General features: G+C 64.7%; 12 protein-coding genes. 10 read left to right on the top strand and 2 right to left on the bottom strand.

Annotated features, from left to right (window positions below; translation table 11 throughout):
* Positions 1 to 7: 7 nt before the first annotated feature.
* The 8 genes from ACVW17_RS26200 to ACVW17_RS26235 all read left to right on the top strand — a co-directional run bounded on the left by ACVW17_RS26200 (position 8) and on the right by ACVW17_RS26235 (position 7,975).
* Positions 8 to 1,234, top strand: coding sequence for an exo-alpha-sialidase (locus ACVW17_RS26200; RefSeq protein WP_456756536.1), 1,227 nt, complete (start codon positions 8 to 10; stop codon positions 1,232 to 1,234).
* Positions 1,231 to 1,728, top strand: a complete 498-nt coding sequence (locus ACVW17_RS26205; protein ID WP_456754553.1) for a TlpA family protein disulfide reductase — start codon at positions 1,231 to 1,233, stop codon at positions 1,726 to 1,728. The genes ACVW17_RS26200 and ACVW17_RS26205 overlap by 4 nt, the downstream gene beginning before the upstream one ends.
* A 35-nt stretch (positions 1,729 to 1,763) precedes the next feature.
* Entirely contained in the window at positions 1,764 to 2,291 is a 528-nt protein-coding gene (locus tag ACVW17_RS26210) for a copper chaperone PCu(A)C (RefSeq protein ID WP_456754554.1), read from the top strand.
* Between the two features lie 7 nt (positions 2,292 to 2,298).
* Positions 2,299 to 2,826 (top strand): YcnI family copper-binding membrane protein, encoded by a 528-nt coding sequence (locus ACVW17_RS26215; RefSeq protein WP_456754555.1) that lies wholly within the window; start codon positions 2,299 to 2,301, stop codon positions 2,824 to 2,826.
* 64 nt (positions 2,827 to 2,890) lie between these two features.
* Complete coding sequence (locus ACVW17_RS26220) at positions 2,891 to 4,432, top strand: copper resistance CopC/CopD family protein (protein WP_456754556.1); 1,542 nt, start codon at positions 2,891 to 2,893, stop codon at positions 4,430 to 4,432.
* 164 nt (positions 4,433 to 4,596) lie between these two features.
* Positions 4,597 to 5,916 (top strand): proline--tRNA ligase, encoded by a 1,320-nt coding sequence (gene proS, locus ACVW17_RS26225; RefSeq protein ID WP_456754557.1) that lies wholly within the window; start codon positions 4,597 to 4,599, stop codon positions 5,914 to 5,916.
* 71 nt (positions 5,917 to 5,987) lie between these two features.
* Entirely contained in the window at positions 5,988 to 7,268 is a 1,281-nt protein-coding gene (locus ACVW17_RS26230) for a lipoprotein-releasing ABC transporter permease subunit (RefSeq protein ID WP_456754558.1), read from the top strand.
* Between the two features lie 8 nt (positions 7,269 to 7,276).
* Positions 7,277 to 7,975 (top strand): ABC transporter ATP-binding protein, encoded by a 699-nt coding sequence (locus ACVW17_RS26235; RefSeq protein ID WP_456754559.1) that lies wholly within the window; start codon positions 7,277 to 7,279, stop codon positions 7,973 to 7,975.
* A 111-nt stretch (positions 7,976 to 8,086) separates the two neighbouring features.
* Here the strand turns inward: ACVW17_RS26235 and ACVW17_RS26240 are convergent, their stop codons facing one another.
* Together ACVW17_RS26240 and ACVW17_RS26245 are read right to left on the bottom strand one after the other, a co-directional pair.
* On the bottom strand, positions 8,087 to 8,365 hold the full coding sequence (locus ACVW17_RS26240; RefSeq protein ID WP_456754560.1) for a DUF3551 domain-containing protein: 279 nt from the start codon (positions 8,363 to 8,365) through the stop codon (positions 8,087 to 8,089).
* Between the two features lie 64 nt (positions 8,366 to 8,429).
* Positions 8,430 to 8,792, bottom strand: coding sequence for a DUF3551 domain-containing protein (locus ACVW17_RS26245; RefSeq protein ID WP_456798018.1), 363 nt, complete (start codon positions 8,790 to 8,792; stop codon positions 8,430 to 8,432).
* A gap of 225 nt (positions 8,793 to 9,017) precedes the next feature.
* On the opposite strand from ACVW17_RS26245, the gene ACVW17_RS26250 reads away from it, so the two are divergent.
* Both ACVW17_RS26250 and dnaE read left to right on the top strand, forming a co-directional pair.
* Entirely contained in the window at positions 9,018 to 9,752 is a 735-nt protein-coding gene (locus ACVW17_RS26250) for an outer membrane protein (RefSeq protein WP_456754562.1), read from the top strand.
* 601 nt (positions 9,753 to 10,353) lie between these two features.
* A complete protein-coding gene (gene dnaE, locus ACVW17_RS26255) occupies positions 10,354 to 13,878 on the top strand; it encodes a DNA polymerase III subunit alpha (RefSeq protein ID WP_456798019.1) in 3,525 nt (1,174 codons plus the stop codon).
* Positions 13,879 to 13,905 lie beyond the last annotated feature (27 nt).

A 13,905-nucleotide genomic window follows, 5' to 3' on the forward strand; every position in this document is an offset into this window, starting at 1 on the left:
CGCATCGATGACATACCGCAAGTCTGCGGCTCTGACGGTGTTCGCAACGATGATGCTTGCGGCCCTGCCGAACCTTGCCAGCGCGCAGATGAGCCATCAGCACGCCTCCGAGGCGGCCTGCGAAGACACCAGCCTGCGTTGCGCGAGCAAGGTCACGCCGGCCTTTGGGCCGGACGGCACGTTGTGGCTGACGTGGATCGCCGGAGGCCAGATCTCGGTCGCAAGCTCGAAGGACCAGGGCACGAGCTTTTCCTCCCCGGTGCAGGTCACCCGTGACCGTCTCAACCTGGATTGGGGGCCGGATGCGCGGCCGAAGCTTGCAATTGATGCCAAGGGCGGCATCGCCGTGGCGTTTTCGATCTTTCGCGATCAGGCCTTCAACGGTCAGGTGCTGACCACGCGGTCGACCGACGGAGGGCGCAGCTTTGAGCCGCCGAAGCCGATCACCGCGAACAATGAGAGCCAGCGGTTCGAGGCGATCGGCTTCGATTCCGCCGGCGCCGTGTTTGCGGTGTGGCTCGACAAGCGCAACCGCGTCCCGGCGCAGCAGCGTGGCGAGAAATATGATGGGGCCGGATTGTTCTTCGCCTCGTCGAAGGACGGCGGCGCGACCTATTCCGATGCGCAGCTGGTGGCGGACAATACCTGCGAATGCTGCCGTCTCGCGCTGGCGTTCGACGGCGCAGGCCATCCGGTGGTGGTGTTCCGGAACATCTTCGAAGGCGGTGTGCGCGACCATGCGATCGTGACATTCACCGATCTCGCAACGCCGGGTGAGCTGCATCGGGTGAGCCGCGACGACTGGCAGATCGCGGCATGTCCGCACCATGGTCCGAGCCTGACCATTTCGCGCGAAGGGACGTATCACGTGACGTGGTACACCAATGGCAAGGCGCGCAAGGGCTTGTTCTATGCGCGGTCGCGCGACGGCGGCAAAACCTTCTCCGATCCGATTCCGGTCGGTCAGCCGAACCGGAGCCCGTCGCGGCCGCAAATCATCGCGGGGCCGCGGGGGCTCGTGATGGCCTGGAAGGAATTCGACGGGCAAACGACATCGATCAATCTGATGACATCGCACGACGATGGAGCGACCTGGTCGCCACCAGCCGTGATCGCCGGGACCGTCGACAGCTCCGACCATCCGCTGCTCGTCTCGGACGGCCGCCAGACCTATTTGTCGTGGATGACGAAGGCCGAGGGTTACCATTTTCAAGCGATCGAGGGCGAACCATGACGCGTCATTTGCTCGCGGCTCTTGTGCTGCTCGCGACGCTGCCGTCCGCATTGGCGGCAGGCGAGGGCGCGCCAAAGCCGTTCGAACGCGGCAGCTGGCAAAAGCTGCTGCATACCCATGCCGGTCATCTGACCCTGGTGCATTTCTGGGGCGTGACGTGCGGCCCCTGCAAGGTCGAGCTGCCGCAGCTCGGTCAGTTCATGAAGGATCACCCGGGTATCGACGTCGTCACGATCAGCGCCGATCTGGTGCCGAACCTCCCGGAGGCGACCCGATCGATGCTGGATAAGGCCGGGCTCGGATCGGCCGAGAACTGGATTTTCGACGACGGCTTTGCCGAGCGGTTGAGATTCGAGATCGATCCGACCTGGCAAGGCGACATTCCGCGAACCATGCTGATCGCGCGGGACGGCACGATCACGACGATCGAAGGCTCGGCCGAAATGGCCGATCTCAACAAATGGTCTGAAGCTCAGACCGCAGCAATCCGATAACGCGACGATCTCAACCTGAAAGGAAATCCGCCGCCATGAAAATGCTCTCCCGCATCCTCGCTCTCACCGCGCTGACCGCGGCGCTGGTGTCGACGTCCGCGCGCGCCGAGGACGTCAAGGCCGGCGACCTCGTGATCACCCAGGCGTGGACGCGCGCGACGCCGAACGGTGCCAAGATCGGCGGCGGCTATCTGACGATCGAGAACAAGGGGACGACGGCTGACCGGCTGGTGTCGGGCACAGCCGATATCGCCGGCAAGGTCGAGGTCCACGAGATGTCGATGGACAACGGCGTGATGAAGATGCGCGCGCTCGACAAAGGTTTGACCATCGAGCCGGGCAAGACCGTGAAGCTCGCGCCCGGTGGCTATCATCTGATGATGTTCGATCTGAAGAACCCACTGAAGCAGGGTGACAAGGTGCCGGTCACGCTCGAGTTCGAGAAGGCCGGCAAGGTCCCGGTCTCGCTCGATGTGCAGGCGGTCGGCGCGCAGGCGCCGGGCAGCGGCGATCATTCCGGCCATGGCGACCATTCCGGTCACATGGACATGAAGAAGATGTGAGGCGGCCATGCGGTCACACACGCTCCTCATGGCCACGGCGGCGCTGCTCGCGGCGTCGCCCGCCGTTGCGCATATCACGCTCGAAGGAAAGCAGGCGACGGTCGGTTCGTACTACAAGGCGGTGTTCGCGGTGCCGCATGGCTGCGCGGGATCGGCGACGGTCAAGATTCGCGTGCAGATTCCGGAAGGCGTGATCGGGGTCAAGCCGATGCCGAAGCCCGGCTGGAGTCTCGATACGGTCACCGGCAAGTACGCCGCGCAATACGACTATCACGGTGCCAAGCTCTCCGAGGGCGTCACGGAAGTCGCCTGGAGCGGCGGCAAGCTCGCGGACCAAAACTACGACGAGTTCGTGATGCAGACGTTTCTCACCGACACGTTGAAGCCCAACACCACGCTGTATTTCCCCGTCGTGCAGGAATGCGAGCAGGGTGTCAGCCGCTGGATCGATATCCCGGCCGAGGGGCAGGGTGGTGGGCACGACCATGGCAGCAAGACACCGGCGCCCGGCGTCAAGCTGCTACCGAAGTCGTAAGGCCATGCGGCGGGTCGCAAGCGCAGTGAAAGCAAGTCTTGCTGTGCTGCTCTCGGCGTTGTTCTTGGCGTTGTTCTTGGCGCTGTGCCTTGCGACCGCGGCCCATGCGCATGCCGTCCTGATCGCGGCCGAGCCGGCGGACGGCAGCGTGGTGGCGGAAGCACCGAAGACGGTTGTGCTCCGTTTCAACGAAGCGGTGGCGCCGACGGCGGTTAGCCTGCTCGATGCCGCGGGCAAGCCGCGCGACGTCGCGTTCCGCGCCGTCGATCAATCGGTGATAGTGACGCTGCCGGCAGGTCTGCCTCAGGGCACGCAGGTGGTGAGCTATCGGGTGGTGTCGCAGGACGGCCACCCGGTGGCGGGCTCACTGCTGTTCTCCATCGGCGTCGTCACCGGCTCGGCGGCGCCATCAGGCGATGGCGTGCTCCACGCGCTGATCTGGCTGGCGCGGCTCGCGCTCTATTTCGGACTGTTCGCCGGCGTCGGCGGTGTGTTCTTTGCCGCCTGGATCGGGCAGGGCCCGGCCGGCGAGCGGCTGATCATGTCGGCGCTGAAGATCGGCCTTGCCGGCGCGGTCACTTCACTCGGCCTGCAGGGCGTCGACCTGTTGAACCTGCCGCTCTCGGGACTTCTGACCTGGGCGGCATGGGCCAGCGCCGCCGGCACCAGCCTGTTTCCGGCCCTGTTGCTCGCGATTGCCGCGATGCTGATCTCGGCAATCGCCTGGCGCAGCCCGTCATTCCGCGCGGCCTTCATCCGCACCGCGGTCGCGATGATCTGCGTCGGGCTGTCGTTCGCCGTCAGCGGCCATGCCGCGACCGCTTCTCCGCAATGGCTGACCCGGACGGCGCTGTTCATCCATGGCGTCGGCCTGGCGTTCTGGATGGGGGCCCTGGCTCCGCTGGCCGTGCTTGCCTGGCAGCGCAAGGATACGCTGCTGCGGGTGCTCCGGCGGTTTTCGACGCTCGCGGTGCCGGTGGTCGCACTGATCGCCTTGTCGGGCCTGGCGCTCGCGATCGTCCAGCTCGACAGCTTTGGCGCGCTGATCGACACCGCATATGGCAACGTCCTGGTCGCGAAACTTGTGCTCGTCGCGCTGCTGCTCGGGTTCGCCGCGCTGAACCGGCTGGTGTTCACACCGGCGATCGCGCGCGAATTTCACCGGACACGGCCGCTGCAGCGTTCGATCGCGGTCGAATTCGTGCTGATGATCGCCATCCTCGGTCTCGTCGCACTGTGGCGCTTCACGCCGCCGCCGCGCGTGCTGGCGATGTCGACCGATGTTCCGCTGGCGGTGCATATCCACACCGATGCGGCGATGTTCCAGGTGCTGATCGGGCCGGGCAAGGTCGGGCAGAATGACTTCGTGCTGCAGCTGATGAACGGCGATGCCAGCCCGTTCGCCGCCAAGGAAGCGACGGTGACGTTGAGCCTGCCCGAGCGCGGCATCGAACCGATGGAACGCGCCGCCGCGCGCGGTCCCGACGGCTATTGGCACGTGAAGAAGGTGCCGTTGACGGTCCCGGGGCGCTGGCACATGCAGATCGACGCCCTGGTGAGCGATTTCAAGAAAGTGACACTGGAAGACGATTTCGAGGTCAGGTAAAGCCGCGGTCGGCAAGCTCGGCGCTTTGCCAGGGCGCAATTCGATCAAAGGGCCGAAAATCGCCTGATTTGAAGGGTTTTTGTCATTCGGCGGCCTTGTGTTTTCACACCCGATCCGGTTTCACTGCAGCTCTTCCCATGCTTTCCTGATTCCCGAGTAACGCCATGCGATTGTCGCGGTTTTTCCTGCCCATCCTGAAAGAAAACCCGAAAGAGGCGGAGATCGTCTCGCATCGGCTGATGCTGCGCGCGGGCATGATGCGGCAGGAGGCCGCCGGCATCTATGCCTGGCTGCCGCTCGGCTTCCGGGTGCTGAAGAAGATCGAGCAGATCGTGCGCGAGGAGCAGGACCGCGCCGGTGCGCTCGAGCTGTTGATGCCGACGTTGCAACTCGCCGATCTCTGGCGCGAAAGCGGCCGCTACGACGCCTATGGCCCGGAGATGCTGCGCATCCTCGACCGTCACAAGCGCGAGCTGTTGTACGGCCCGACCAACGAGGAAATGATCACGGAGATCTTCCGCTCCTACATCAAGTCCTACAAGAACCTGCCGCTGAACCTCTACCACATCCAGTGGAAGTTCCGCGACGAGCAGCGTCCGCGCTTCGGCGTGATGCGCGGTCGCGAATTCCTGATGAAGGATGCCTATTCGTTCGACCTCGACGAGGCCGGCGCACGGCGCTCCTACAACAAGATGTTCGTGGCTTACCTGCGCACCTTCGCGCGGATGGGCCTGAAGGCGATCCCGATGCGGGCCGAGACCGGCCCGATCGGCGGCGATCTCAGCCACGAATTCATCGTGCTCGCCGACACCGGCGAGTCCGGCGTGTTCATCAACCGCGATGTGCTGGACCTGCCGGTGCCGGGCGAGGACGTCGATTATGACGGCGATCTGACGCCGATCATCAAGCAGTGGACCTCGGTCTACGCTGCGACCGAGGACGTTCACGAGGCCACGCGCTTCGAACGGGAAGTGCCCGAAGCAAAGCGGCTCAACACCCGCGGCATCGAGGTCGGCCAGATCTTCTATTTCGGGACCAAATATTCCGACACCATGAAGGCGATGGTGGCGGGCCCCGACGGCGTCGACGTGCCGATCCATGGCGGCTCCTACGGCGTCGGCGTGTCGCGTCTGGTCGGCGCGATCATCGAGGCCTGCCACGATGACGCCGGCATCAAATGGCCCGAGGCGGTGGCGCCGTTCCGCGCCGCGATCCTCAACCTCAAGCAGGGCGATGCTGCGGTCGACGGCGCCTGCGAGCAGCTCTATCGCGAGCTCTCGGCGAAGGGCGTCGACGTGCTCTACGACGACACCGATCAGCGTGCCGGCGCCAAGTTCGCCGCGGCCGATCTGATCGGAATCCCCTGGCAGATTCTGGTCGGACCCAAGGGGCTTGCGGACGGCAAGGTCGAGGTCAAGCGCCGCAGCGACGGCTCGCGCGACAACATGACCCCCGCCGACGTAGTCGCGAAGCTCGCGGGTTAAAGTTTATTCACGCTGCGCTGTCGGCGGGGTAATCCGGCCACATTTGGCCCGAATCATGGGATTATCGAGAGATGGATGAGACCATGAACGAGCCAGTCCGTACCCCGCCTTTTGCGCCATTCGAATGGCTGCTGTCCGGACGCTATCTGCGCGCGCGCCGCAAGGAAGGCTTCATTTCGGTCATCGCCGGATTTTCGTTCCTCGGCATCATGCTCGGCGTTGCCACGCTGATCGTGGTGATGGCGGTCATGAACGGCTTCCGCAAGGAACTGCTCGACAAGATCCTCGGCCTCAACGGACATCTTCTGGTGCAGCCGCTGGAATCGCCGCTGACCGACTGGAAGGATGTCGCCGACCGCATCAGCCAGGTGCAGGGCATTCGCCTTGCCGCGCCTGTCGTGGACGGGCAGGGGCTCGGCTCATCGCCGTTCAACGCCGCCGGCGTGTTCATCCGGGGCATCCGTGCCGACGACCTCAACAACCTCACCTCGATTGCCAAGAACATCAAGCAAGGCACGCTCGAGGGTTTTGACGAGGGGCAGGGGGTCGCGATCGGCCGCCGGCTCGCCGACCAGCTCTCGCTGCACGCCGGCGACATGATCACGCTGGTGTCGCCGAAGGGCGCGGTGACGCCGATGGGCACCACGCCGCGCATCAAGCCCTACAAGATCACCGCGGTGTTCGAGATCGGCATGTCGGAATACGATTCGACCTTCGTGTTCATGCCGCTGGCCGAGGCGCAGGCCTATTTCAACCGCAACAACGACGTGTCCTCGATCGAGGTGTTCACCACCAATCCGGACAAGATCGACACCTACCGCAAGCTGGTGACGGAGGCCGCCGGGCGGCCGGTCTTCCTGGTCGACTGGCGGCAGCGCAATTCGACCTTCTTCAACGCACTGCAGGTCGAGCGCAACGTGATGTTCCTGATTTTGACCATGATCGTGCTGGTTGCGGCGCTCAACATCGTCTCCGGGCTGATCATGCTGGTGAAGGACAAGGGGCAGGACATCGCGATCCTGCGCACCATGGGCGCCTCGCAGGGCTCGATCATGCGGATCTTCCTGATCACCGGTGCCTCGATCGGTGTGGTGGGAACGCTGACCGGCTTTGCGGTCGGCATGTTGATCTGCCTGAACATCGAATCGATCCGGCAATTCCTGTCATGGCTGACCAACACCGAGCTGTTCTCGCCCGAACTGTATTTCCTGTCGAAGTTGCCGGCTGAGGTCGATTTCGGTGAGACACTCGCCGTCGTGATCATGGCGCTGACGCTGTCCTTCCTGGCGACGCTCTACCCGTCGTGGCGCGCCGCGCGCCTCGATCCGGTCGATGCGCTCCGGTACGAATAGGAGCGCACATGGCGGAGGGGGCGGAAGACACACCGGTCATCTATCTTCATGACATCAAGCGGGAATACCGGCAGGGTGAGGCGACGCTGACGATCCTGAACGGCGCCAAGCTGGCGCTGTGGCCCGGCCAATCGGTGGCGCTGGTGGCGCCGTCGGGATCGGGCAAGTCGACGCTGCTGCACATCGCGGGTCTGCTGGAGACCCCCGATGACGGCGAGGTCTATGTCGCGGGTACGCCGACCTCGCAGATGTCCGATGTCGACCGTACGCAGATTCGCCGTTCCGATATCGGCTTCGTCTATCAATCGCACCGGCTGTTGCCGGAGTTCTCGGCGCTCGAAAACGTCATGTTGCCGCAGATGATTCGCGGCCTCAAACGCTCCGAGACCGTCAAGCGCGCGACCGAGATCCTGGCCTATCTCGGACTTGGCGACCGCATCACCCACCGTCCGGCCGAGCTCTCGGGCGGCGAGCAGCAGCGCGTGGCGATCGCACGCGCGGTGGCCAACGCGCCGCGGGTGCTGTTTGCCGACGAACCGACCGGCAACCTCGATCCGGGCACGGCCGATCATGTCTTCAACGCGCTGATGCAACTGGTGAAGGCGACCCGCGTCGCGATGCTGATCGCGACCCACAACATGGATCTCGCCGCGCGGATGGACCGCCGGGTGTCGCTGTCGAACGGACAGATCGTCGAGCTCGAATAGCGGCATTGTTGCACGAAGCGGGTGACGCCCCGCGTTAAGAGCGCGCGCTAAGCCATAGAATTCGAAGCCCTTTTCGCTGTACTTCAAGCGGCACGGAAGGCGCCTGGATTCTCAATAGGCCGGGCGGGACCGTCTGCCGGATGCCCGCGTCCGATGGTCGACCGGCGGACCCACATAGTAGGGGTTGTCGATACACATCGCTCCCAGCCCGGACGCCGATGCCTGGCACTGCGCCATCGAGGTGTAGCCGCAGTCGGTGTCCTCTCCGCCCCAACGGTAGTTGCGTTTGCAGACCGGCGAGGTCGAATCGTATTTCTGCGCGTTGGCCGGCGCACTCGCGACGATGCCAAGGGCCGCGAGTCCGAGGATCAAGCTGCGCATCAGAGTCATAGAAGCTCTTGCGGGAATTGTGCATCAAGCCGCATTCCGCAGCCGTTGCCCGAAGCCCGGACTGTCAGTGGATGAACAGATCGAAGAAGCTGTCACCGCGCTCCCGCGCGGGCGTGTGAAGATACGAGCGCGGGTCGTTGTCGCCGGCATAATAGGGGTTGGCGACGCAGGTCTGGCCGATGCCGTTGGCTGTCGCGAGGCACGCTTGATACGACGGATAAGAGCAGTTGCTCAGACCGGGATAACGGTCGCCCTGAATGCAGAACGGGTAGCGCACGCCGACGGCATGTGACGGAGCGGGGTTGAGCGTAGCGAGGGCGACCACCGAGGCCGCAGCAGCAAATATCATCGTCCGCATGTGCATTCCTTTTGCTGCGAAGATTCGATTTCGGCGATGATCCAAATCGGACAAGCTGGTGCCGGTCAACACGATCTTGCGCGCAGTTGCGCGCGCGGATTTGAATTGTGAAAATTATGCGGCAGCCGTGTGGCAGAGGTTCCAGGAAGTGGCTTGTAATACAGTATTAACTTCAAATTTGAGCGAAGTCGTTTGGGCCTGCCTGTTGCAGCGAAGTTACAGCAATTCCGTTCCGGGCTGCTATGAGGGTGTCTCGCGGCCTTGGGGGCCTGTAGAAAAGTTGGAACGGGAAAAATGAAGAAGATTTTGCTTGTCACCGCCAGCCTGATCGCGCTCAGCGCGACCGCTGCTTCCGCGGCTGACCTCGCGGCTCGCCCTTACACCAAGGCTCCGCCGCCCATGGTTGCCGCTGTTTATGATTGGACCGGCTTCTACATCGGTATCAACGGTGGTTGGGGCCAGAGCCACGACAACCGTTCGGTCGACGGCCTCGGTGGCGTCGGCAGCTACGATGCCAACGGCGGCACCGTCGGTGGCCAGATCGGCTACCGCTGGCAGACCGGCGGCTGGGTGTTCGGTCTGGAAGCTCAGGGCAACTGGGCTGACTTCTCCGGCAGCACCGGCAACCTGGTCGTCCCGGGCGGTGTCGTTCGCTCGAAGACCGATGCGTTCGGCCTGTTCACCGGCCAGATCGGCTACGCCTGGAACAACGTCCTGCTGTACGCCAAGGGCGGTGCTGCGGTTACCGACCGCAACTACCAGTTCCTGGCTCCCGGCGGCGCGCTGGCGTCCTCGACCGGCTACGACACCCGTTGGAGCCCGACGGTTGGTGTTGGCCTCGAATTCGCCTTCGCCCAGGGCTGGTCGCTCGGCGTCGAATACAACCACATCTTCGAAGACACCCATGGCGCGACCTTCGTCACCCCGGCTGGTGTTGCGGTTACCGGCTTCCACACCGGTGGCGACACCGACATGGTCCTCGGCCGCCTGAACTACAAGTTCGGTGGTCCGATCATTGCCAAGTACTGAGCCAAGTACTTAGCCAACGACTGATCGCTCGCTTGATCCAAGCGACGGCGAAAACCCCGGGCTTCAGCCCGGGGTTTTTTGTTGGCTGGACGGGATTGCCCTGGGCTGAGGCGTCCTGAGAAAGCGCCCGGCAATGCGAAGCTGCGGGGCGGCGTGGGCCCTCGCTGCCAGCTCCCGCCATGATTAACCAAGGGAATTCTTTCGAGGTCAGTTTTCAAGCTCACCCACCACCCTTGCTTGACTCCCGGAACAAAAAAGGAACAATGTTCTGCATACGTTCCAGTTCAGGGAGAGCGGCCATGTTGAAGATTTTCGTGCAGGAAGCTGCGGCGCTGGCATCGATCACGCTGTTCGTGGGGATGATCGCGGTTTGGGCCCAGCTGATCACCCAGTTCTGAAGATTGTGCCCGCGGGACACGGGCATCGGTACCCCCTGGGGAAAAGCGGGAGGACCTGCAGCCACGCCGTGTTCGGCGTGGACTTGGCGGGATCGAGGCCCCACGATGGGGACGCGAGTCGGGCCTGATGCTTTCGCGTTCCGGCCGAGGCACTCGCACTATCCTTGCCTCGAGCCTTGCCTCAAGAGATCCCGTAAGCAGCCATGCCGAATGCCGGATTCGTCCATCTTCACGTTCATTCCGCCTATTCGCTGCTGAAGGGCTCGATCAAGATCGCCAAGCTTGGCGAGCTTGCGAAGGCCGATCGCCAGCCGGCGCTGGCGCTCACCGACACCGACAACATGTTCGGGGCGCTGGAATTCTCCGACAAGATGGCCGGCTACGGCATCCAGCCGATCGTCGGCTGCGAGCTGGCAGTGGATTTCGGCGACGTCGACCCCACGACGCGGAGCATCCTGGCGACGAGCGGGCCTACGCGAATCGTGCTGCTCGCGGCGCGCGAGCGCGGCTACCAGAACCTGATGCGGCTGAACTCGCGGGCGTTCCTGGAGACACCGGTCAACCAGACCCCGCACATCAAGATCGATTGGCTGACCGACGCCGCCGAAGACCTGATCGCCCTGACCGGCGGCCCCGACGGGCCGATCGCGCTGGCGCTGCGGGCAGAGCAGGCGGCGCTTGCGGCCACCCGCTGCGAGCGTCTGGCCGGCCTGTTCGGCGATCGCCTCTACATCGAATTGCAGCGCCACGGCGCCGACAAGGAGCGCCGCACCGAGGGCGGCCTGATCGATCTCGCCTATGCGAAGGGCCTGCCGCTGGTTGCGACCAACGAGCCGTATTTCGCCAGCAGTGACGATTACGAATCGCACGATGCGCTGCTGTGCATCGCCGGCGGCCATCTGATCGCCGAGACCAACCGCGAGCAATTGACGCCCGACCACCGCTTCAAGACCCGCGCCGAAATGGCGGTGCTGTTCGCCGATATTCCGGAGGCGCTGGCCTCGACGGTGGAGATCGCCGAACGCTGTTCGTTCCGGCCGAAGACCCGCAAGCCGATCCTGCCGTTCTTCACGGTCGGCGGTGCGGCGAGCGCCGATGCCGCGGCCGACGAGGCCGCCGAGCTGAAGCGCCAGGCCGAGGAGGGGCTCGCCAACCGCCTGCGGGTGCACGGCCTGTCGCCGGGCATGACGGAAGAGGACTACAGCAAGCGGCTCGCCTTCGAGCTCGACGTCATCACCCGCATGAAATACGCGGGCTATTTCCTGATCGTGTCGGACTTCATCAAGTGGGCCAAGGCGCAGGGCATCCCGGTCGGACCGGGCCGCGGCTCCGGCGCCGGCTCGCTGGTGGCCTGGGTGCTGACCATCACCGACCTCGATCCGATGCGCTTCGCGCTGCTGTTCGAGCGCTTCCTCAATCCCGAACGCGTCTCGATGCCGGACTTCGACATCGACTTCTGCCAGGACCGCCGCGGCGAGGTGATCCAGTATGTGCAGGAGCGCTACGGCCGCGACCAGGTGGCGCAGATCATCACCTTCGGTACGTTGCAGGCGCGCGGCGTGTTGCGCGACGTCGGCCGCGTGCTGCAGATGCCCTACGGCCAGGTCGACAAGCTGACCAAGCTGGTGCCGCAGAATCCCGCGGCCCCGGTGACGCTGGCGCAGGCGATCGAGGGCGAGCCGAAGCTGCAGGCGTTCCGCGACGAGGATCCGGTGGTGGCACGCGCGTTCGACATCGCGCAGCGCCTCGAAGGCCTGACGCGCCACGCCTCGACCCACGCCGCCGGCATCGTGATCGGCGACCGGCCGCTGAGCGAGCTGGTGCCGATGTACCGCGATCCGAAATCGGACATGCCGGTCACCCAGTTCAACATGAAATGGGTCGAGCCGGCCGGCCTCGTGAAATTCGACTTCCTCGGCCTGAAGACGCTGACCGTGCTCGACGTCGCGGTGAAGCTGCTCAAGCAGCGCGACGTTCATGTCGACCTCGCGACGCTGCCGATCGACGATGCGCCGAGTTATCAGATGCTGGCGCGTGGCGATGTGGTCGGCGTGTTCCAGGTGGAAAGCCAGGGCATGCGGCGCGCGCTGATCGACATGCGGCCGGACCGCTTCGAGGACATCATCGCGCTGGTGGCGCTGTATCGCCCGGGCCCGATGGCGAACATCCCGACCTATTGCGCGCGCAAGCACGGCGACGAGGAGCCGGAATATCTGCATCCGATCCTGGAGCCGATCCTGAAGGAGACCTTCGGCGTCATCATCTATCAGGAGCAGGTGATGCAGATCGCGCAGCAGATGGCCGGCTACTCGCTCGGCCAGGCCGACCTGCTGCGCCGCGCCATGGGCAAGAAGATCCGCGCCGAGATGGACAAGCAGCGCGACATCTTCGTCGCCGGTGCGATGAAGAACGGCGTGGGCAAGGGCCAGGCCGAGACGATCTTCGAGCTGCTCGCCAAATTCGCCGACTACGGCTTCAACAAGAGCCACGCGGCGGCCTATGCGCTGGTGTCGTACCACACCGCCTACATGAAGGCGCATTATCCGGTCGAGTTCCTCGCGGCGTCGATGACGCTCGAACTCAACAACACCGACAAGCTGTCCGAATTCCGCTCCGAGGCGCAGCGGCTCGGCATCAAGGTCGAGGCGCCCAACATCAATCGCTCCGGCGCGACCTTCGAGGTCAGCGACAACACGATCTACTACGCGCTCGCCGCGCTGAAGGGCGTCGGCATCCAGGCCGTGGAGCAGATCATCGCCGAGCGCAACAAGGGCGGCGCCTTCACCTCGCTGGCCGATTTCGCCGCACGGGTGAGCCCGCGCGCGGTCAACAAGCGGATCATCGAGAGCCTCGCGGCGGCAGGCGCGTTCGACACGCTCGATCCGAACCGCGCGCGCGTGTTCGCCGGAGCGGACGCGATCCTCGCCGCCTGCCAGCGCAGCCACGAGGCGGCGACCTCGGGCCAGAACGACATGTTCGGCAGCGCGCCTGATGCGCCGAGCATCATCCTGCCGCAGGTCGAGCCGTGGCTGCCGGCGGATCGGCTGCGGCGCGAATATGATGCGATCGGCTTCTTCCTGTCGGGCCATCCGCTCGACGATTACGCGACCGCGCTGAAGCGTCTGCGGGTGCAATCCTGGGCGGAGTTCTCGCGCGCGGTGAAAACCGGCGCCACCGCGGGCAAGGTCGCGGCAACCGTGGTGTCGCGGATGGAGCGGCGCACCAAGACCGGCAACAAGATGGGCATCATGGGCCTGTCGGACCCGACCGGCCATTTCGAGGCGGTGCTGTTCTCGGAAGGGCTGGCGCAGTACCGCGACGTGCTGGAGCCGGGCGCGGCCGTGCTGCTGCAGCTCGGCGCCGAGCTGCAGGGCGAGGACGTGCGGGCGAGGGTGCTGCACGCCGAACCGCTGGATCATGCCGCGGCCAAGACGCAGAAGGGCCTGCGCATCTTCGTCCGCGACACCAGGCCGCTGGATTCGATCGCGCGCCGGCTCAACATGCCGGACGCCGCGCCCGTGCCGGGCGGTGCGGCAAAGCCACAGGTAGCCAAGCCCGCGTCGTCAGCTGCGCCTGTCGGTGCAGCCGACGGCGACGTCTTGCTGGTGATGATGCTCGACCTCGGGACGGAGGTGGAGATGAAGCTGCCCGGCCGCTATAAGGTCTCGCCGCAGATCGCCGGCGCGATCAAGGCGGTCGCCGGCGTGGTCGACGTCGAGACGGTGTAGGGGCAAGGCGATCGCATTCGGCTTCCA

The organism is Bradyrhizobium sp. USDA 4473, from assembly GCF_054063335.1.

What these genes read in the sequence shown, in the direction of transcription:
- ACVW17_RS26200 (WP_456756536.1), top strand. Translation starts at nt 8, where the DNA reads ATGACATACCGCAAGTCTGCGGCTCTGACGGTGTTCGCAACGATGATG.
- ACVW17_RS26205 (WP_456754553.1), top strand. Translation starts at nt 1,231, where the DNA reads ATGACGCGTCATTTGCTCGCGGCTCTTGTGCTGCTCGCGACGCTGCCG.
- ACVW17_RS26210 (WP_456754554.1), top strand. Translation starts at nt 1,764, where the DNA reads ATGAAAATGCTCTCCCGCATCCTCGCTCTCACCGCGCTGACCGCGGCG.
- ACVW17_RS26215 (WP_456754555.1), top strand. Translation starts at nt 2,299, where the DNA reads ATGCGGTCACACACGCTCCTCATGGCCACGGCGGCGCTGCTCGCGGCG.
- proS (WP_456754557.1), top strand. Translation starts at nt 4,597, where the DNA reads ATGCGATTGTCGCGGTTTTTCCTGCCCATCCTGAAAGAAAACCCGAAA.
- ACVW17_RS26230 (WP_456754558.1), top strand. Translation starts at nt 5,988, where the DNA reads ATGGATGAGACCATGAACGAGCCAGTCCGTACCCCGCCTTTTGCGCCA.
- ACVW17_RS26235 (WP_456754559.1), top strand. Translation starts at nt 7,277, where the DNA reads ATGGCGGAGGGGGCGGAAGACACACCGGTCATCTATCTTCATGACATC.
- ACVW17_RS26240 (WP_456754560.1), bottom strand. Translation starts at nt 8,365, where the DNA reads ATGACTCTGATGCGCAGCTTGATCCTCGGACTCGCGGCCCTTGGCATC.
- ACVW17_RS26250 (WP_456754562.1), top strand. Translation starts at nt 9,018, where the DNA reads ATGAAGAAGATTTTGCTTGTCACCGCCAGCCTGATCGCGCTCAGCGCG.
- dnaE (WP_456798019.1), top strand. Translation starts at nt 10,354, where the DNA reads ATGCCGAATGCCGGATTCGTCCATCTTCACGTTCATTCCGCCTATTCG.